The 18027-nt window shown below is 61.9% G+C and carries 17 protein-coding genes and 2 tRNA genes; 8 read left to right on the top strand and 11 right to left on the bottom strand.

All coding sequences use genetic code 11. From position 1 onward, the window contains the following. Window positions 1-147 precede the first annotated feature (147 nt). The 3 genes from LAN64_16040 to LAN64_16030 form a co-directional block, all read right to left on the bottom strand. Entirely contained in the window at window positions 148-597 is a 450-nt protein-coding gene (locus LAN64_16040; GenBank protein ID MBZ5569347.1) for a hypothetical protein, read from the bottom strand. 99 nt (window positions 598-696) lie between these two features. Then, window positions 697-1044 carry an STAS domain-containing protein gene (locus tag LAN64_16035; GenBank protein MBZ5569346.1) on the bottom strand — a complete coding sequence of 116 codons (348 nt, stop codon included), beginning with the start codon at window positions 1042-1044 and terminating at the stop codon, window positions 697-699. Continuing rightward, on the bottom strand, window positions 1041-1487 hold the full coding sequence (locus LAN64_16030) for an ATP-binding protein (protein ID MBZ5569345.1): 447 nt from the start codon (window positions 1485-1487) through the stop codon (window positions 1041-1043). Before LAN64_16030 ends, LAN64_16035 begins: the two co-directional genes overlap by 4 nt. A 271-nt stretch (window positions 1488-1758) precedes the next feature. On the opposite strand from LAN64_16030, the gene LAN64_16025 reads away from it, so the two are divergent. The 5 genes from LAN64_16025 to LAN64_16005 all read left to right on the top strand — a co-directional run bounded on the left by LAN64_16025 (window position 1759) and on the right by LAN64_16005 (window position 7720). Continuing rightward, entirely contained in the window at window positions 1759-3048 is a 1290-nt protein-coding gene (locus LAN64_16025; GenBank protein ID MBZ5569344.1) for a CBS domain-containing protein, read from the top strand. Window positions 3049-3386: 338 nt separating this feature from the next. Further along, on the top strand, window positions 3387-4613 hold the full coding sequence (locus LAN64_16020; protein MBZ5569343.1) for a threonine synthase: 1227 nt from the start codon (window positions 3387-3389) through the stop codon (window positions 4611-4613). A gap of 56 nt (window positions 4614-4669) precedes the next feature. Beyond that, the gene (locus tag LAN64_16015; protein ID MBZ5569342.1) at window positions 4670-5920 is read left to right on the top strand and encodes an alanyl-tRNA editing protein; all 1251 of its coding nucleotides are present in this window, start codon (window positions 4670-4672) and stop codon (window positions 5918-5920) included. A gap of 107 nt (window positions 5921-6027) precedes the next feature. Continuing rightward, a complete protein-coding gene (locus tag LAN64_16010; protein ID MBZ5569341.1) occupies window positions 6028-7383 on the top strand; it encodes a histidine kinase in 1356 nt (451 codons plus the stop codon). A 52-nt stretch (window positions 7384-7435) separates the two neighbouring features. Then, on the top strand, window positions 7436-7720 hold the full coding sequence (locus LAN64_16005; GenBank protein ID MBZ5569340.1) for a BrnT family toxin: 285 nt from the start codon (window positions 7436-7438) through the stop codon (window positions 7718-7720). A 251-nt stretch (window positions 7721-7971) separates the two neighbouring features. Here the strand turns inward: LAN64_16005 and bshA are convergent, their stop codons facing one another. Beyond that, complete coding sequence (gene bshA, locus LAN64_16000) at window positions 7972-9111, bottom strand: N-acetyl-alpha-D-glucosaminyl L-malate synthase BshA (GenBank protein ID MBZ5569339.1); 1140 nt, start codon at window positions 9109-9111, stop codon at window positions 7972-7974. A 141-nt stretch (window positions 9112-9252) separates the two neighbouring features. On the opposite strand from bshA, the gene LAN64_15995 reads away from it, so the two are divergent. From LAN64_15995 to LAN64_15985, 3 genes are all read left to right on the top strand, one after another. After that, window positions 9253-9329 (top strand) — tRNA-Val (locus LAN64_15995). Between the two features lie 27 nt (window positions 9330-9356). Then, window positions 9357-9433 (top strand) — tRNA-Asp (locus LAN64_15990). Window positions 9434-9447: 14 nt separating this feature from the next. Next, window positions 9448-10995 (top strand): SagB/ThcOx family dehydrogenase, encoded by a 1548-nt coding sequence (locus LAN64_15985; protein ID MBZ5569338.1) that lies wholly within the window; start codon window positions 9448-9450, stop codon window positions 10993-10995. Between the two features lie 12 nt (window positions 10996-11007). On the opposite strand, the gene LAN64_15980 is transcribed toward LAN64_15985, so the two are convergent. The 7 genes from LAN64_15980 to LAN64_15950 form a co-directional block, all read right to left on the bottom strand. Then, entirely contained in the window at window positions 11008-11388 is a 381-nt protein-coding gene (locus LAN64_15980) for a hypothetical protein (protein MBZ5569337.1), read from the bottom strand. A 163-nt stretch (window positions 11389-11551) separates the two neighbouring features. Then, window positions 11552-11770, bottom strand: a complete 219-nt coding sequence (locus LAN64_15975) for a hypothetical protein (GenBank protein MBZ5569336.1) — start codon at window positions 11768-11770, stop codon at window positions 11552-11554. A 240-nt stretch (window positions 11771-12010) separates the two neighbouring features. Then, window positions 12011-12292, bottom strand: coding sequence for a hypothetical protein (locus LAN64_15970; GenBank protein MBZ5569335.1), 282 nt, complete (start codon window positions 12290-12292; stop codon window positions 12011-12013). A gap of 238 nt (window positions 12293-12530) precedes the next feature. After that, window positions 12531-13772 carry a DEAD/DEAH box helicase gene (locus LAN64_15965; GenBank protein MBZ5569334.1) on the bottom strand — a complete coding sequence of 414 codons (1242 nt, stop codon included), beginning with the start codon at window positions 13770-13772 and terminating at the stop codon, window positions 12531-12533. Window positions 13773-14101: 329 nt separating this feature from the next. After that, window positions 14102-14587 carry an adenosine-specific kinase gene (locus LAN64_15960; GenBank protein MBZ5569333.1) on the bottom strand — a complete coding sequence of 162 codons (486 nt, stop codon included), beginning with the start codon at window positions 14585-14587 and terminating at the stop codon, window positions 14102-14104. 121 nt (window positions 14588-14708) lie between these two features. Then, a complete protein-coding gene (locus tag LAN64_15955) occupies window positions 14709-16007 on the bottom strand; it encodes an amidase (GenBank protein ID MBZ5569332.1) in 1299 nt (432 codons plus the stop codon). 178 nt (window positions 16008-16185) lie between these two features. Continuing rightward, window positions 16186-17868: a SpoIIE family protein phosphatase gene (locus LAN64_15950; GenBank protein MBZ5569331.1), complete on the bottom strand. Its 1683-nt coding sequence runs from the start codon at window positions 17866-17868 to the stop codon at window positions 16186-16188. Window positions 17869-18027 lie beyond the last annotated feature (159 nt).

The following is an 18027-nucleotide window of genomic DNA, read 5'->3' as shown; positions in this document are numbered from 1 at the left end:
GCTCTTCCTGCGCCTCGCCGAGCAAGCCGTAGCGGTGGGACCAGCGCCGTACAAGTCGATGGTGAAGGGCTTCGCTAAGGCGACGACGGCCAACCACAACCTATAGGGGCTACCTGAGTGAAGTAGATACCCCATTTTCCTAAATTGTCACTGCGGCGGTGCGTTGTCGTGACTTGGCTTCGGCGCCTTCGGGCTGAACTTGCCCTTCCTCTCCGCGTCGTACTCCTTCGGCACCGGCGGAAGCTTCGCCGCTTCGCCCTTCAGTTGATGCGCGTCTCGCAGCACGATCTCCGCGTGCCCGCGCCAGATCGTGATCCTGCCCCAAATCTCGATCATCTTCCCCTCCAGCTCGCGCACGTCGCCCACATCTTTCAGGTTGGAAGGGAAGACCACGACCGTGAACGGACAGTCCTGGTATTTTTCGCAGAAATTCAGGAAGAAGGTTCCAGCCTTGCTCTGCGCCACCTTCACCACCTTGCCGGTGACGCACGCCTGGTCGCCGATCCGCTTCTCCGCTTCTTCCATCGGAATACACTTCGCCGCCGCCGTGCTCGACCACAACACCGTCGAGACGAGCAGGATGGCGAAAGTTTTCACGGGAATCCTTGCACCGTTCGCCTGAAGCCTGGAGCCTGCATCCGCAGTACGCGCTCCTGTTGCGCGTGCCGCGGATGCACAACCGCGCCCCCGGTAGGATTATTTGCCGAAAGAAGAAACCGCGGCGGTCTCGTCGTCCTTAATGTCGAACACGGTGTACAGCTTCGTGATCTGCAGCAGGTCGTGCACCTTCTTGGTCAGGTTGAGCAACTTCAGGTCGCCGCCTCCGTTGCGCACCGTGGTGAAGGCGCTGACCAACTCCCCGATTCCCGAGCTGTCGATGTAGGTCACGTCGCCCAGGTTGAGCAGGATCTTTTTGTTGCCACGGCCGAGCAGCTCGCGCACCAAGTCGCGTAGCACCACGCTGCCTTCGCCCAGGGTGATGCGCCCGCTCAGGTCAACAATCGTGACCCCATCTACCTGTCGCGTGTTGGATTTCATTGTCACTTGCTTGCCTCCTTGCCCTCGGCACCCTGGCCGTGGACGTTCTTGATCATGGTTATCTCGGTTCCCGGTTCCAGGTTACGGATGCGCACCTCGTCCATAAAAGCCCGGATCAGGAAAATCCCGCGTCCTGATTGCTTCAACAAATTCTCCGGCGTCAGCGGATCGGGAATATTTTCCGGCTTGAGCCCCAAGCCCTCGTCGGTGACGGTAATCACCAGCTTCCCGCCGGTGTTCTCCAATCCCACCGTCACTTTCTTGTCCGGATCATACGCGTTGCCATGCAGCACCGCGTTTACCGCCGCTTCCCGTACTGCCATGGAAATTCGATTGACGTCCTCGTCCTCAAATCCGAGTTTCGTCGCCATCTTGGTGGCGATCTCCTCGGCCTGGTTCACGCTCTCCAGGGTCGAGTCCATCCTGTAGGAAACCCGCATGGCGGTCATACCTGACATAGTCTCGGGACTACCCCTGGATTGCCGCCACTCAGCTCTGGGCCCGCGGCGGCTCTCTCCCGCAGAGCGGGTAGTTTGCCTTTGCTCACGAGGATTGTCAACGCGTACTGTTTTGGGCGTACGGTTTTGAGCCCGAGTCCACGCCTTTCCCAAATTCGTTCCCGTAGCCCCGGATGATATTTCATGCACACCACTGTGGATTCGCGAGCGTCACTTCAGTATTCTCACTTTAGCACCATAGACACGTGAACCGCGGCATCAGGTGAGACCCTCTTGCCCGAAGCCTGCAGCCTGGAGCCCGCTTACGTCCACCTTCGCCCTAACCGAGTTGCTGAAGGCGCCGGTCGTTGACTCCTCCGGCGTTGTCGCCGGACGTGTCCGCGAGGTCGCCCTCTGCCCCCAGGACGATCCCATCCGCATCTCTGCCCTGGTTGTCCGTGCTCGCTCCGGCGTGGATCATCTCCTCGCGCTCGCCGAAGTAGAATCCATCAACGCCGCGGTCAGGGTACGTTCCAAGGCCGGCGACTGGCCCGCCTTGTCCAGTACCGAAGGTCTGCTGCTGCTCGAGCGCGACCTGCTCGATCAGCAGATCATCGACGTCCACGGCCGCAAGGTTGTCCGCGTCAACGACGTGGACCTCCAGCAGGATCTCAGCAATCACCAGCTGGCCCTCAAGCTTGCCGCCGTCGATGTCGGCGCCCGCGGCGCCGTCCGCCGCCTGCTCAAAGGATTGGTTCCCGGCGCCGCTCTCCGCGGGCTATTGCGGAAAATCCCGGAGAGGATGATTCCCTGGGAATTCGTTGATCTCATCGAGACCGACCCCGCGCGCCGCGTCAAGCTGAAGATTTCGCACGACCGCCTTGCCAAGCTTCACCCCGCCGACATCGCGGATATCGTCGAAGAACTCGCGCCTGCCGAGCGTGAAGCTGTCTTCGAGACCCTCGACGAGGAAGTCGCCGCCGAGGCCTTGGAAGAGATCCAGCCCAAGCTGCAGCGCTCCATCGTGGAGTCGCTCGACTCCGACCGCGCCGCCGACATCGTCGAGGAAATGGACCCGGACGCTGCCGCCGACCTGCTCGGCGACCTCTCCGAGAAGCGGTCGCAGGAAATCCTGGAGGAGATGGAACCCGAGCAGCGTGAGGAAGTCAGCGAACTGCTCGAGTTCAAGGAAGACACCGCCGCCGGCCGCATGACCACCGAGTACCTGGCGCTGCCCAGCTCCGCTACGGTCGCCGACGCCATCGACCACCTGCGCAAATTCGAAGGCGGCATCGAGAGCTTGAGCACCATCTACCTGATCGATAAGGACGGCAAGCTCGTCGGTGCCGTGCCCCTCTCCAAGCTCGTGCTCGCCTCCCAAGACACGCCGCTGATCTCCCTCACCACCGATCCGCTCATCTCCTGCCACGCCGGCTGCACCGAAAAAGACGTCGCCGAGCTCTTCGACAAATACAACCTCCTCACCCTTCCCGTCGTGGACACCGAAGGCCTACTCACCGGCGTCATCACCGCCGACGACGTCATCTCCATCCTCCGCGCCAAGGTGAAGTAGTGATTCGGTTCCATCCTCCCCGCCAGAGTGAAGTAGTCGTTCGGTCTTTCGGCTACTCGTCTCTCGGCAGCTCCGCGATTGAAGTCCCGCAGGGACGCCAGAATCCAGCCCGGCACGTCAGCGCCGGGAACAAGGACAGAGTACGGCTCGAGTCCCGCAGGGACGGCGGAACCGGTCCCGGGGTTCTTTCCCCATCTCTCCGTTGGTCCGGTTAATCCCCGGCATGTAGGGCAAGGTTTCTTACCTGCTCCCTGCGCGTCCTCAGCGGTTAATTGTCTCTGGTTCCAATCGAAGCGGCTGATAGACTGATCGACCGCACACCGGCTGAGCGGCAGACCATGTCCAACATCACCCACCTCGAATGTTCCAAATGCTTCGAACACCTCTCCGCCGATCAACCCCGCACCATCTGCCCGCGTGACGGCGGCTCGCTGTACGTCCGTTACGATCTCAACGCAATCGGCAAAACCTTCACCCGCGAATCCCTCGCCGCGCGCCCAGCCACCATGTGGCGCTACGCCGAAGCTCTCCCCGACGCTCCTCCCGTCACCCTCGGCGAAGGCTTCACGCCCATGCTGCCCAGCCGCCAAATGCCGAACGTCTTCATCAAGGACGAAGGCATCAATCCCACCGGATCGTTCAAAGCCCGCGGCATGTCGGCCGCCGTCACCATGGCGCGCGCCTACGGCCTGAAGAAACTTGCCGCACCCTCCGCCGGAAACGCGGCCAGCGCGCTTGCGGCCTACTCGGCTGCCGCCGGCATCGAAGCCCACATTTTCATGCCCAAAGATGTTCCGCAGGCGAACCTCATCGAGTGCCAGTCCTATGGTGCCCACGTCAATCTGGTTGACGGCCTCATTAGCGACTGCGCGCGCATCATCGCCGAGCGCAAGGAAGAAGAAGGCTGGTTCGACGTTTCCACGCTCAAAGAGCCCTTCCGCGTGGAAGGCAAGAAGACCATGGGCTACGAAATCGCCGAGCAACTTGGCTGGACCCTGCCCGATGCCGTCATCTACCCCACCGGCGGAGGTGTCGGCCTCATCGGCATGTGGAAAGCCTTCGACGAAATGCAGCAGCTCGGATGGCTGAAGACTGGCGCCAAGCGGCCCCGCATGATCGCCGTTCAATCTGCCGGCTGCGCGCCCATCGTCAAAGCCTGGGAAGAACACAAGCCCGTCTCCGAACCCTGGAAAGACGCCACGACCATTGCCGCCGGCTTGCGCGTGCCCAAAGCCTATGCCGATTACATCGTCCTCGACATTTTGAAGAGGAGTGACGGTACCGCCGTTGCCGTCACCGACGACGACATCATGCGCTCATTCCAATCCTGGGCGCGCGACGAAGGCGTTTTCGCCGCTCCCGAAGGCGCTGCCTCCCTGGCCGCCTACAACCTGCTCCGTGCCTCCGGCTTCCTGAAACCGAGCGACACCGTCGTCCTCTACAACACCGGCTCCGGCCTCAAATACATCGACGTCATTGCCTCCTACCTGAAATCCAAATCCTCCTCATCCGCCTCCGCAAAACTCGCCCCGCGCTCTATCGGCGGCATCATTCAGCCTTACTAAACATGGCTGCGGTGTGCACACGCACCCTCGCGTGTGGGTATACTTTTTGAAGTGACATGACCGAACGCCTCTACTACACCGACCCGAATCTCACCGAATTCGAAGGCCGCTTCGTCGCCTTCAGCAACATCACCGAGGAGCGCCCACACCTCGGTATCATTCTGGATCGCACCGCCTTTTATCCCACTTCGGGCGGCCAACTGTTCGATACGGGCTGGCTCAGCGATGCGGACTTTCCCGACGGCCCGAAGCTCCGCATCGTTGAAGTCACCGAGCTACCGAGTGGCGACATCGCACACTGCGTGGAGGTTCCTGAGGGTGGAGTCGGAATTCAGAAGGATGCGGTGATCCGCGGCGTCATCGATCGCCCCCGCCGCCGCGACCACATGCAGCAGCACACCGGTCAGCACCTGCTATCCGCCGTTTTCATCGAGTTGTTCAACGCGCCCACCGTTTCCTTCCACATGGGCGACGAAACCTGCACCATCGACCTGGACGTGAAGGCGTTGTCACCCGAGCAAATCCGCGAAGTGAAGCGCCGCTCCAACCAAATCATCGCCGACGACGTTTTGGTCGAAATCAAGTTTGCCCCCCTCGAGGAAGCGCGCCAGATGGGTGTACGGAAAATTCCGCCCGAGGTGAAAGACAAGCTTCGCCTCATCGAAATTCGCGGTCATGACCTCACCGCCTGCGGCGGCACCCACGTCGGCCGTACCGGAGAGATCGGCGCCATCCTGGTGCGCAAGACCGAAAAGGTGAAGCAGGGCATGCGCGTGGAGTTCGTCTGCGGGGCTCGTGCCATCGCGACCGCGCGCCAGGATTTTGAAACCCTGACCTCCGCCGCCGCGCTGTTTTCCAGCCATCTCTACGATGTCCCCGAGCAAATTCGCAAGATTTTGGACGAATCCAAGTCGGCAGGGAAGCGCGAGCAGAAAACGCTGGCCGAGTTGGCCGAGTTCATGGCGGCGCGGATGGTGGCTGACACGCCCGAAATCAATGGCGTTCGCCTTATCACGCGCACCTTCGCCGATCGCGATCTCGGATTCATCAAGTTGCTCGCGCAGAAACTCGCGCTGCATCCCGGAGTCGTCGCCCTGCTCGCAACGACTGTGCCGCAGCCGTCGTTGGTCTTCGCGCAATCCGCCAGCGGGCGTTTCGACATGGGCGCACTGATGAAAGAATCCATGGCCGCGCTGGGCGGACGCGGCGGCGGTGCGCGCGACCTTGCCCAGGGCGGCCCGCCCGCTGGAAGCGATGTCGCCGGCATGCTCAATTCAATCGCGACGAAGATTACGAATGCTCTTTAACCACGAGTCACCGAGTTCACCGAGGTGCACCGAGACAACGATATGAAAGACTCGGTGTTCTCAGTGTCTCGATGGTGGCGCCGTGCTAGAGTAGGCCTGAAACGCGCATGGATCGCCTGGTCGCCATCAATCTGCTGATTCAGCTTGGCGTCGCTGCCGCCGTCGCCAGCGCGTTGGTGCGTTCGCGCATCTTCAAGGACTTGCTCTTCACCGAGCCGCGCTCGCTCTCGCATACCCTCTACCTGGTTCTCTGGATCGGCACGCCGTTCGCGCTCGGGGTGGTCGTGCGCATCAACGCCTCCAACTTCCTCGCCGCCGATCTTTCGTTTGAAAGTTCCATGCTCACCGGCTTGATCGGCGGGCCGCTGGCCGGCGCACTCGGCGGCATCATGGTGTCGCTGCCCTCGGCGGCGCATCGCGAGTGGCTCAACCTGCCGTTCTGCTTTTTCGCGGGCATCATCGCCGGCAAGATGCGCGAGCTGACCCGGGACACGGAAGACATCTGGTCGTTTTCGCCCTTTATTGACCTGAGCATTTACCGCTGGATCCGCCGCAACCTGCCGCGTCCCAAGGTGGACTGGCAGATCGCGCTCTTCTTCCTCATTCTTGCCTTACGCTTCCTCAAGCTGGAGCTGCACCGCTGGCAACCGCAGCGCATTTTCAGCATGAACAGCGGGAGTTTCTGGATTCTGGTTGCGATCTTCGCGGCGTCGGTCATGTGCATCGCCATCCCGATGAAAATCTGGAACAACACCCGCATGGAGATCAAGCTGGAGGAGCAGCAGCGGGCGCTGTTGCAGGCGCGCATGGAAGCGCTGCAAAACCAGATCAATCCGCACTTCCTGTTCAACACCCTGAATTCGGTTTCGTCGCTGGTGCGCTTCGATCCCGACAAGGCGCGCGATGTTATCGTCAAGCTCGCCAATATCCTGCGACGCCTGCTGCGCAAGGGTGACGCCTTTGTGCAGTTGCGCGAGGAGTTCGAATTCATTGACGACTATCTCGACATCGAGGTCGTGCGCTTCGGGCGCGACAAGCTAACCGTCATCAAGGACCTCGATCCCGCTTCGCTCGATGTCGTCGTGCCCAGCATGCTGCTGCAGCCGCTGGTCGAGAACTCCATCAAGCACGGCTTGGCGCCCAAGATCGAAGGCGGAACCATTTATCTTCGCAGCCGCCTGCGCGACGGCCATGTGATCGTGGAAGTCGAAGACGACGGCGTGGGCATGGGCGCGGCACAGATGTTGGAGCCTCCGACCGGCATCGGGGGCACCGGCATTGGCATCGCCAACGTGGCCGAGCGTTTGAAAGTTCTATACGGCGAATCCGCCAAGATGGTGATTGACAGCGGCTCCGTCGGCGGCACGCTCATCCGCCTGAACTTGCCGCTGCTGCAGTCCTACGACGTCGGCGTGTCGGTCTCGACCGCCTACTCCGACGCCCGCTCGGGGACGCAGAGGTGATCCCATGTGCCAGGACCGGCAATGCGTTTGCTGACGGGTATACTGAAGAGGGATGGACTTTGAATGGAATCTGCTGAAGGACCGAACGAATCGACGCAAGCACCGCGTTGGTTTTGATGAGGCGCTGACGGTGTTTGCTGATCCTCTGGCTCGGATCTTTGGTGATCCCGATCATTCCGCGGAAGAGGCCCGGGAATTGATCATTGGTCATTCAAGCCGTGAGCGCCTGTTGATCGTAAGTTTCACCGAGAATAAGGGACGCGTTCGGATCATCAGCGCACGCCTGGCCACTACGGCCGAGCGGAGAGAATATGAACAAAACACGTCAAAGTCGTAAATCGGCGAATCAGATGCGCCAGGAGTACGGGTTCGATTACACGCAGGCGCGACCGAACCGTTTCGCTTCACGTATGAGAGGAAACGTCGTCGCCGTGGTGCTTCAGCCAGATGTTGCGGAAGTGTTTAACAGTTCGGAGTCGGTGAACCGGCTATTGCGGTTGGTAATCTCGGCGGTTCCCAAGCCCCGCGCCCGGTCGGCAATGCCGAACGCGCGAAAAAAGACCATCTGACTTTTGGCATCCGCCCGGGCTATCGTCCGTCCAACACCCCGCGATAAAACTTTTCGTACTGCGGGATTATTCGTGTCGAACAGAAACGCCCCTGCGCAACAGTTCGTCCTTCGCTTCCCATCTGCTTCAGGCGCGCATCGTCGGAGAGGAGATCGATCGCGCAGCGTGCCATTTCCTCGACGTCACCGACATTGGCGAGAAAGCCGGTTTTGCCGTGCTCCACCACTTCCGGCACGCCGCCGACGTTCGTGGCGATGGGCACTACCTCGCACGCCATTGCCTCCAGCGCCGCCAGCCCAAACGATTCCAACCGGCTCGGCAACAGCATCAGGTCGGCCGTGGCCAGCTTCTCGTGCACGCGGTCTTGCTTGCCGAGAAAGATAACGCGGTCGTGGATGCGCTTTTCCATTGCCATCCACTCCGCGCGTGAGCGTTCCGGGCCGTCGCCGATGAGCAACAGCTTGGCCGGAACCTTCTTTTGCACGCGGTCGAAGATTTCGATCACGTCCTGCACGCGCTTTACCGGACGGAAGTTGGAGAGGTGCACCAGCAGGCGCTCGTCGTCGCGCGCGAACTCGCGGCGGCGTTGTTTAGCTTCGGGATCGCGGCGGTAGACGTCGCAGTTGACGAAGTTGTAGATCACCTGGATGGAGTTGCCGAGGCCGAAGTCTTTCAAGGTCGCTTCGCGCAGGTACTTCGAGATCGCGGTGACGCCGTCGCTCTGCTGGATGGAGAAACGCGTGATCGGCAAATACGATCGGTCCTGCCCGACCAGGGTGATATCGGTCCCGTGCAGGGTGGTGACGAAGGGCAGCCGCCGCTTGGGCTGAGCCGTCGCCGCCATCTGCTTGGCCAGGTACGCGCTGACCGAGTGCGGAATGGCGTAGTGCACGTGCAGCAGGTCGAGCGCGTAAATCTCCGCTACCTCGGCCATGCGCGTGGCCAGCGCCAGGTCGTAGGGCGGATAGTCGAACAGCGGGTAGTGCGAGACCTCGACCTCGTGGTACCAGACGTTGGGCTGCGTCCCGGAGAGGCGGAACGGTTGCGCGTAGGTGATGAAGTGCACCTCGTGGCCGCGCTGCCCAAGCTCAATGCCCAGCTCGGTGGCGACCACGCCACTGCCGCCGTACGTGGGATAACATGTGATGCCGATCTTCAATCAGGGCTCCGGCCTGCAGGAACAGGCTCACCGTTGTTGGATTGTCCCGCGGGCGTTCGAGACTCGCAAGTTGGAGGGTTTGACCGCGGTTTCTCGGGTCGCGTATACTGCCCATGAAGCCGTTGTAAGCTGCTCGTGCAGGGGCGGTTAGCTCAGTTGGTTAGAGCGTCTGCCTTACAAGCAGAAGGTTGTTGGTTCGAGTCCAGCACCGCCCACCATCTTTTGGCGCATCCGGTTCAAGAGCCGGGGACGTAGTTCAGTTGGTTAGAACGCTGCCCTGTCACGGCAGAGGTCGCGAGTTCGAGTCTCGTCGTCCCCGCCATTTCTCCTTTGCCCATGCCAACTCTTCCCAAGAACGCTGACGTGGGAGCTACGTGGCGTTATCACGACGGCACCAAGTACTCCTACCAGGCCGTGCGCACCAATCCGCATTACCTGGACTGGTCGAACCGGCCACTACCGTTCAAGATTTATCCGACCATAGATCCCATCCGCCTGCCCAAGGAAGTGCCGCAGACGGGAATGGCGGCGCTGTCAATGATCGCGGAAGACGTACGCGCGGACCAAGCGAGGCTGCCGACGTTGAACGATCTCGTCCTGCTGCTGTATTTTTCGGCGGGAATTACCAAGCGCAAAACGCATCCCGGCGGTGAAATCTTCATGCGCGCCGCGGCGTGCACGGGCGCCCTGTATGAGATCGAACTGTACCTGATATGCGGTGATCTGCCGGAACTGGAAGCGGGCGTGTACCAGTTCGCCCCGGCGGAGTTTGGACTGCGTAAGCTGCGCGCGGGCGACTTCCGCAGCGTGTTGGTGCATGCCTCCGGCGCGCATCCGGCGGTGCAGAGAGCGCCGGCCACGATCGTTTGCACGGGAACGTATTGGCGCAACGCGTGGAAGTACCAGGCGCGCACCTATCGTCATTTCGGGTGGGACAACGGAACCATCCTGGCGAACCTGCTGGCGATGTGTACCGCAACGCAGTTGCCGGCTACGGTGGTGACGGGGTTCGCCGATGATGCACTGAGCCGGTTGCTCGATCTCGACCCAGACCACGAGGTCGCCTTCTCGATGGTGACGCTCGGCGCGATTTCGGGGCCACAGGTCGCGCCCGCGCCGGCGGTGGAGCCTCTGCTCCTGGAGACGGTGCCGCTGTCAAACCACGAGGTGGATTACCCGGCGATGCGCGCGATGCATGCCGCGTCCTCGCTGGCGAGTGGCGAGGAAGTCCTTGCCTGGCGCGAGCAGCGCACGCCCAGCGATGCGGTTGAGCCGTGCGGGCCGACGATTGCGCTGCAACCGGCCGCGGAGGAAGAACTCTCGCGCGATCCCATCGAAAGGGTGATCTTGCGTCGCGGCTCGACGCGGCAATTTGCGCGCGAGCCCATCACGTTGGCACAGCTCTCTACCATGCTGGAGCGCTCGACCCGCGGATTCCCCGCCGACTTCCATAATCCTTCCGGAGCGCAACTCAACCACCTGTACGTGCTGGTGAATGCGGTGGACGGCCTGCAGCCGGGCGCGTACTACTTCCACCGTGATCGGCGGGAACTGGAACTGCTCAAGGAAGGCGACTTTCGCCGGCCCGCTAGATATCTGGGACTGGAACAGGAGCTTCCGGCCGACGCTTCCGCCAACGTATTCTTTCTGGCTGACCTGAACGCCATCCTGGAGCGCTATGGGAACCGCGGCTATCGCGCCACTCAATTGGAGGCGGGAATTCTCGGCGGCAAGCTGTATCTGGCGGCCTACGCGCAGTATCTCGGCGCCAGCGGCCTGACGTTTTATGACGATGATGTGGTCGACTTCTTCTCGCCCCACGCCGCAGGCAAGAGCGCGATTTTTCTCACCTGCCTGGGAAAGAGCGCGCTGCGCAAGCAGTGATGGACAACGAGCTTAAGGCTGGTGCGGCGGCTTAAGCGGAGGCGGGAGGACGTTTTCGGGAAGGTCAAGTTCGTCCCAGGAGATGGCGGGCGGGTATCTTCGGTAAAAGCAAGGGAGCATCCGCTTGTCGGCGAATAGCGACCATCCGAGCGGAATGTCGGTTTGCGCAAACCAGTAAACCCCTTCTGCGACGCGCCGGATCCGTGGACGAGCGGCGTGCAGTTCCGTGCGTACGGCACGCCGCAACTCTTCGTAGGTTGTGGAGCGGTCTCCCATCCATTGCAGTTCCTCGAGGATGACATGCAAACCTTGGGGACAGCACTTTTGCTCCAGCCGTTCGAGCACCCGCCGGATGGCGGGGGTTCCATGCCCATGCGGCGAAGCGCTGCTCATGGCTGGCCGCCTGCCTTGGGTGGGGCGGCCATGTCGCCTGCCTGAACCTTGGCGTACCGCTCGCACAGACACACCCTGCACTTGCCGTAACCTTGTTTCCCGATCAGCGGGAACACGTGGTCGCGTTTTTCGTGCTCGCATTCGCAAATCGTGCTTTGCATGTTCACGCAATGCTCTCGTCTGAATTTGCCTCGGCCTCGGTATCGGGGAGGGCGTCGCCGTCGGAGCCATTCATGACGGTCGATGAATCGCTCGTCTCGATGTCTGTTTCGGGCGCCTGCTTCTCCAGCTTTCTTTGCGCCTTGCGCTGAGCCTTGGCACGCTGCTTTTCCTGGCGGGCCAACTCTTTCTGCCGCTTTTGGAAGGTTTGGCTTGGACGCATGGCTAGCCTCGCTTTCCTGCGCCGGGAGCATGCGCAGCGTGGTAGAGCTGGCCGAGAACCAGCCTAGTGGACTGCTCCGAGGTGATCGCTTGATCGCACCTGGGACAATACCCGATTACCTCGGTTTGCTTTTCGGTCTCTTGAGTTTTGAACAAATGCGCCTCACTTATCTGTTGTGCGGTAACTGCTCGTTCATGTTTGGCAGTGGCACTGCCGGCCTGCGCCGCAGCCGCTGACGGATCAACCCATGTGGTGGGCGGCAACGTGAGTTTCCCAGTTGCGTTGACTCAGGCGCAGTCTCGTGCGTGCTGCTTCGAATGTCTCCAGTGCGGCAGTGTGGCCCTCCGTGCCGGGTTCCGAGCACAACGAGAAATGATGCCGCGCACTGAGGTATTGGGTGAATGCCGCCTCCCGTTTTTTTGCCAGGGCTTCCAGTTCCTCACACTTGCCCGCCACTAGGAGCGCCAGCCTGGCATCCTTGGGAGCTGGTTTTCCGTTCATGTTGTGCCGTAGCTGGATCATACGCTCCATCGCGGAACAGGCTTGAGAAGCTCCTTATGGTCTTGGCAGCTAAGAGGGGAGGACTTCAGATGGGCTGACTTAATTCAGAGAATCTGAAAGAGGAGATGACCCTCTGGCTCATCCTTCACTATAGCCGCAACCTGAAGGAAAGTCAATGATTTCAGGGCGTTCCGAGCACTCATGCGCGGCGCGGAGAGCCTTGATCGCACGCGCCGCGCACAGCTTACCCGATCCGCCTTTAGGCGAAGATTTCGCCGGGCAAAGGCTGCAGGGTTCGGCTCGCCAGCGTATTGCGCGGGCGGGACAACCTTTCGGCCGAGATGTCGCCGTTGATCTCCCTGCGCTGCAAGCGGACGTTAAGAACGCGTTCGATGTTGCGCAGTTCCAGAATCTCGGCGGGCGACACCAGTGTGGAAGCACGTCCCCGCGCTCCGGCGCGCCCGGTGCGGCCGATGCGATGAATGAAATCTTCCGGTAGCGTTGGCAGATCGTAATTGATCACGTGCGCCACGTCCTGGATGTCCAGCCCACGGGAAGCGACGTCGGTGGCGACCAGCACCTTGAAGCGGCCTTCATCGAAGCCGCTGAGCGCGCTGGTGCGCTGCGATTGCGAACGGTCGCCATGAATCATGGCGGCCAGGAAACCGTCGCGGACCAGGTGCTTGGCCAGGCGCTCGGTGCCGCGCTTGGTGCGCGCGAAGACCAGGGTGCGCCCCTTCTCCGTACGGAGCAGGTGGCTCAGGGCGTCGAACTTGTCGGAGGAGGCAACCTCAAAGGCTTGCAGCTCGACGCTATCCACCGGCTTCAGCGTGGAGCCCAGCGCAATGCGCACCGGGTTGCGCGTGTACTCGCTCACCAGCCCGGCCACCGAGGCTTCCAGCGTCGCGGAAAAACACATGGTCTGGCGCTGGCTGGGCAGCACGCCAACGATGCGCCGGATCGAAGGCAGAAACCCCATGTCCAACATGCGGTCGGCTTCGTCGAGCACGAGCACTTTCACCTGGCGCAGGTCCACCAGTCTCCGTCCCAGGAAATCCTCCAGACGTCCGGGCGTGGCGACTAACACGCGGGCGCCGCATCGAATCGCTTCCAACTGGCGTTTTTCGGCGACGCCGCCGATGACCAGCGCTGCCGGCGGAATCGATTTGCCGCGCAACTGTTCAAATTGTTCGTGCACCTGCATGGCCAGTTCACGCGTGGGAACCAGCACCAGGGCCTCGACGGAGCGCGACTGCGGCGATTGCAGCAGGCGCTCGATGATCGGCACCACGAAAGCCAGGGTTTTGCCGGTCCCGGTGTGGGCGGTGGCCATCAGGTCTTTGCCCGCAAGAGCGTGCGGGATCGCCGCCGACTGGATCGGCATCGGGTTGTGAAATTGGCAGGCGGCCAGTCTCTGCTGCAAAGGCGCAGAGAGAGGCAGTTCGGAAAAAGTTGTCATTCGAATCGTAATCTTTCTGGAGGGGCGACTCGCGAGACGCATGACATGATGCGATGCGATTCGCGAAGGTGCAAAGGAAGCCACTCGTTGATTTAGTTTGCGCTGGAAACTAACGGAGCAGGGAATCGAAGGAGAGGTCAGGCCGGCTGTTTAGAATCGGACTGCCGCGCCACAAGCCAACCGTGGTCACTAGCGTCTGTAACAGTATAGCACGCGGCCTCTTCGGCCGGCCCCCGGAGCGCGCCGCCGACGCTAGGAATTTGCATCCGGCTTACAATTCCGGGGTGGAGTGGTGCCGGGTATGCGAGTGGAATAAGATTCGAGTCCCGTTAGGGACGGCACGAGTTTCGTAACAGTCGGTGTACTCCGGATTACCGCTTGTACCCAATCCGGCGCAGGAAGGAGTGGCGGGCAATGATGTCATCCGGACCTTCGACGCCCTTGGGCGCAAGTCCGTCAATGACGCCCATGATGCCGCCGCCCTGCGCGCTGCGGGCGACCACGACTTCCACCGGATTGGCCGTGGCGCAGAAGATGTTGCACACCTCGGGCACCTGCCGCAGCGCGTTCAACACGTTAATCGGAAACGCGTTGCGGATCAGCAACACGAAAATGTGGCCGGCGGCGAGGGCCGCTGCGTTGCGGACGGCTGCGCTGCGCAGCTCGTCATCATTGCCCTCGGAGCGTGTCAGGCAGGGACCGCTGCTCTCGTTGAACGCCAGCCCGAACTTCGCCTGCGGAACGGTGGTCACCACGGCCTCGTAAATGTCCTCGACCGTCTTGATGAAGTGCGACTGGCCGATCACGATGTTGGCGTCGGAAGGGAAGTCCATTTTCACGGAGTCGAAGTTGAGCATGAGAAACTCCCGGGATTGGTAATTTGTAGTTGGTACTCTGCAATTCTCATCGGGTGCGCAATCGGTCGCGACACCACGAGAGTACCGCAATTGCAAATTGCAAATTACCAATTATTGCCAATTACAAATTACAAATGTGCTTGTGCCATTCCGTCGCCTGCGCGAAGGCATGCGCCAGTTGCAGGACGCGGGCATCGTGGCCGGGCGCGCCGGCGATCTGCAACCCGACGGGCAGCCCGGCGCGGGTGAATCCGCACGGCGCCGACACTGCCGGCAGGCCCAGCACGTTAAACGGTCGCGTGTTGCGCAGCAAGACCAGTTCGCGGCGGCGCAGATCGTCGGGGTTGGCCTGGAGTTCAGACAACTTGGGCGCGGGCGCCGGCGAGGTGGGCGTCACCAGCAGATCGTAATCGCAAAACAGGTCTTTGGCGCCACGGCGCAAATGTTCCAGTTCGTTTCGCTTCAGGATGTAATCCGTGGCCGCAATCGTCTCCCCGCGCTGGATGCGCCGCAACGTCTCCGGCTGGTAGAGGCCGGCGCGTTCGCCCAGGAATTGCCCGTGATAGGCGTAAATCTCCGCCAACTGCACCGTGCGATCAGTATCGATTGGCATGCTGGCGTCGCTCAGGCTGGCGGTGAGGGTTTCCAACACCTGCAGCGCATTGTTCATGGCGGCGGCGACATCGGGTTCCAGGTCGTCAAAGAAATATTGCCGCACGATGCCCAGCCGCAGCGATGACGTGTCCGCGTCCAGCGCGGCCACATAATCCTCTTCTGGCATCTCGCGGCTGGAGATATCGCCGGCGTCGTAGCCGGAAATCGCCTGCAGCACGATGGCAGCATCGCGCACGTTGCGCGTCATCGGGCCGACGTGATCGTAGGAGCGGGAGAGTGGAATCACCCCGCGCGCGCTCACCAGTCCGTAGGTCGGCTTCAGCCCGACAACCCCGCAGCACGACGCCGGCAAGCGGATCGAGCCGGCGGTATCGGTGCCCAGCGCGGCGAAGCACATACCCGCCGCTACCGCCGCCGCCGAACCCGATGACGACCCGCCCGTGATGTGCTCCAGCGCCCACGGATTGCGCACCGCGCCGTAGTAGCTGACGGTGCCGCTGCCACCGTAGGCGAACTCGTGCAGGTTGGTCTTACCCAGCAGCACCGCGCCGGCGCGCTTCAACCGGCGCACCACGGTGGCGTCCTCGGTCGGCACGCGGTCCTGAAAGAGCGCGCTGGCGGCGGTCGTGCGTACCCCGGCGGTGTCGATCAGGTCCTTAAGCGCGATCGGTATGCCGTGCAGCGGCCCGCGGTAGCGGCCATGGGCGATCTCCCGCTCGGCGGCGCGCGCCTGCTCCAGGGCGTGTTCGCCGGTGACGGTGATGAAAGCATTCAGAACCGGGCCGAGTTTTTCGATCCGCCCCAAGCAGGCTTGCGTCAGCTCGACTGGGGAGACTGTTCTTGCGCAGACGAGCGGCGCAGCTTCGCTGAGAGTGAGTTTACAGAGCTCTGGCGCCGCAGGCATGCGTCGGTCAGTCTAACGTTCGCCGGTCTCTCGGTCTATCGGCTCCTCGGTCCATGCACAACCGCCTTTTGCACGCGCATCATTGATCGGCCGAGGCGCCAAGCGGCCCCTTATAGAGCAGCTCCAGGATGGTGCAGTCGTCGCTCAGGGGCGTGTCACCGCAGAATGATTTCACGCTGGAAAAGATGGAGTCGTAGGGTGAATCGGAGTTCGCGGACTCCTCCAGCCGCTCGTCGCCGTAGAATTCTCCCTGCGCGTCTTCCGCCTCGGTCACGCCATCGGTCACCATGACGAAGCGCCCGCCCGGCTGGAGCTTGATTTTCGCGCACTCAAACTCCGCCCCAGACAGCAGGCCCACCGGTACGTTGCCGGACCTCGGCCGCTCGATGGCGCCGCCGGCCACCAGCACGGGCGGCACGTGTCCGCAATTCACGTACTCCAGCTCGCCGTCGAGCGTCAAGCGGCAGAGCAACAGGGTGGCGTATTTCTGCCCCATGACCTTGCGGCACAAGAACGCGTTCGCGGTGCTGACAATCTCGGCCAGCGGCATGTTGGCAATGAGTTGCGAATAGATCATGCCCTGCAGAATCGAGGCCAGCAGCGCCGCCGAAATGCCCTTGCCGGAAACATCGGCCACCAGCACCGCCAAGCCGTGTTCGGTCATGACGACGTCGAAGAAATCGCCCCCGACGTCCTTGCAAGCCAGGTTGGTTGCCTTGATCGAGGCGAAGGGAACGTTCGGGATCGACACCGTCATCAGCCGCTGCTGGATGGAGGCGGCGATGGTCAACTCCTGCTGATATCGCCGTGCCGCTTCTTCGGCCTGCACCAGGTAGGCGTTTTCCACCAGCGCCGCAGCTTCCGTGGCGATCGCGCGCAGGATATCGTGGCCGACGGCGGAGATGTCGCGCGAGGCAAACCGGCTGTCCAGGTACAACACGCCGCGCACCATCCGCCGGGCGTCATCGTCCGTCGATTTTTCCGTGAACAGGGTTTGCGTGCGCCGCAGCGGGATCGCGATCACGGTCCGCAGGTCATAGGCGATGATGCTGTTGCGTCCCGCCAGATCGGAGGACGAACTGGTATCGCTCACCATGAACTCGGAGGCCGTATTGGCCGCCTCCTCCAGGATGGACCGGGAAATCGTGCTGTCGTCCATCAGCGCTTCACCCTTGGCATTGCGTCCGGCAGTCAATCGCAGGTCGCCGTCGGCGCCGCGCAGGAAGACATAGCCGCGCTCCGCTTTGGTCAGCTTCAGGGTGGAGTCCAGCAGCGTCATCAGCACGTCGGAGAGCACGCCGGTGGTGTTGAGTTTGCGCGCCGCTTCCAGGAAGAGCCGCAGTTTTTCCAGGTCGGAACTGCCGGTGGAGCCCGGCATCATGGAAATCTGGCTGAGAAATTCGGCGGCCGAGCTGGTGTGCGGGCGGTCGGGGTCGAAGACCACATAAGCGCCGTCCCGCGCCCCGAAGTCGATGCGGTCGTTGCGTGTCAGCTTATGACGCTCGCAGCGGATGCCGTTGACGAACGTCCCGTGCCGGCTGTTCTGGTCCACGACGTAATACTCGCCGTCCTCACAGATGATCTGCGCGTGGTCGCGCGATACCCGCGAGTCCGGGATCACCAGATCCTTGTCGGTCTTGCGCCCGATGGTGAACGGCAGCCGCTCCATGCGGATGTTGCGCTGCTCAGCGCCTTCGACGTAAAGCAGCGCCGGGGCGGTGGCGCCGTCAGTGGCGAGGAACGTGGCCGGCATCGAGGACATGGTATCTGCTCCCTGAGGCGTGGGACACCGAGGACCCTCCGGACACCCGACCGGAGTTGCCAGAAGCCTACTTCGTTCGCCGCGACCTTGCAACCCGTTCCGCGACCGAGTAGTCGTTTGGGCGCAGTCATCCGGCCGGTGGCAGAGTTGCCGATTCCT

Source organism: Terriglobia bacterium, from assembly GCA_020073185.1.
Classification (GTDB): Bacteria; Acidobacteriota; Terriglobia; order Terriglobales; family Acidobacteriaceae; genus JAIQGF01.
Note: the sequence above shows the minus strand (reverse complement) of the source record. Positions and strands in the feature narration are given on the sequence as shown.

Bases quoted from the DNA above. Each gene is read 5' to 3' on its own strand.
- LAN64_15965 (MBZ5569334.1), bottom strand. From the start codon at position 13,772: ATGCGTCTCGCGAGTCGCCCCTCCAGAAAGATTACGATTCGAATGACA.
- LAN64_16015 (MBZ5569342.1), top strand. From the start codon at position 4,670: ATGACCGAACGCCTCTACTACACCGACCCGAATCTCACCGAATTCGAA.
- LAN64_16030 (MBZ5569345.1), bottom strand. From the start codon at position 1,487: ATGACCGCCATGCGGGTTTCCTACAGGATGGACTCGACCCTGGAGAGC.
- LAN64_15950 (MBZ5569331.1), bottom strand. From the start codon at position 17,868: ATGTCCTCGATGCCGGCCACGTTCCTCGCCACTGACGGCGCCACCGCC.
- LAN64_15975 (MBZ5569336.1), bottom strand. From the start codon at position 11,770: ATGCGTCCAAGCCAAACCTTCCAAAAGCGGCAGAAAGAGTTGGCCCGC.
- LAN64_15985 (MBZ5569338.1), top strand. From the start codon at position 9,448: ATGCCAACTCTTCCCAAGAACGCTGACGTGGGAGCTACGTGGCGTTAT.
- LAN64_15970 (MBZ5569335.1), bottom strand. From the start codon at position 12,292: ATGATCCAGCTACGGCACAACATGAACGGAAAACCAGCTCCCAAGGAT.
- LAN64_15960 (MBZ5569333.1), bottom strand. From the start codon at position 14,587: ATGCTCAACTTCGACTCCGTGAAAATGGACTTCCCTTCCGACGCCAAC.
- LAN64_16020 (MBZ5569343.1), top strand. From the start codon at position 3,387: ATGTCCAACATCACCCACCTCGAATGTTCCAAATGCTTCGAACACCTC.
- LAN64_16010 (MBZ5569341.1), top strand. From the start codon at position 6,028: ATGGATCGCCTGGTCGCCATCAATCTGCTGATTCAGCTTGGCGTCGCT.
- LAN64_16005 (MBZ5569340.1), top strand. From the start codon at position 7,436: ATGGACTTTGAATGGAATCTGCTGAAGGACCGAACGAATCGACGCAAG.
- LAN64_15980 (MBZ5569337.1), bottom strand. From the start codon at position 11,388: ATGAGCAGCGCTTCGCCGCATGGGCATGGAACCCCCGCCATCCGGCGG.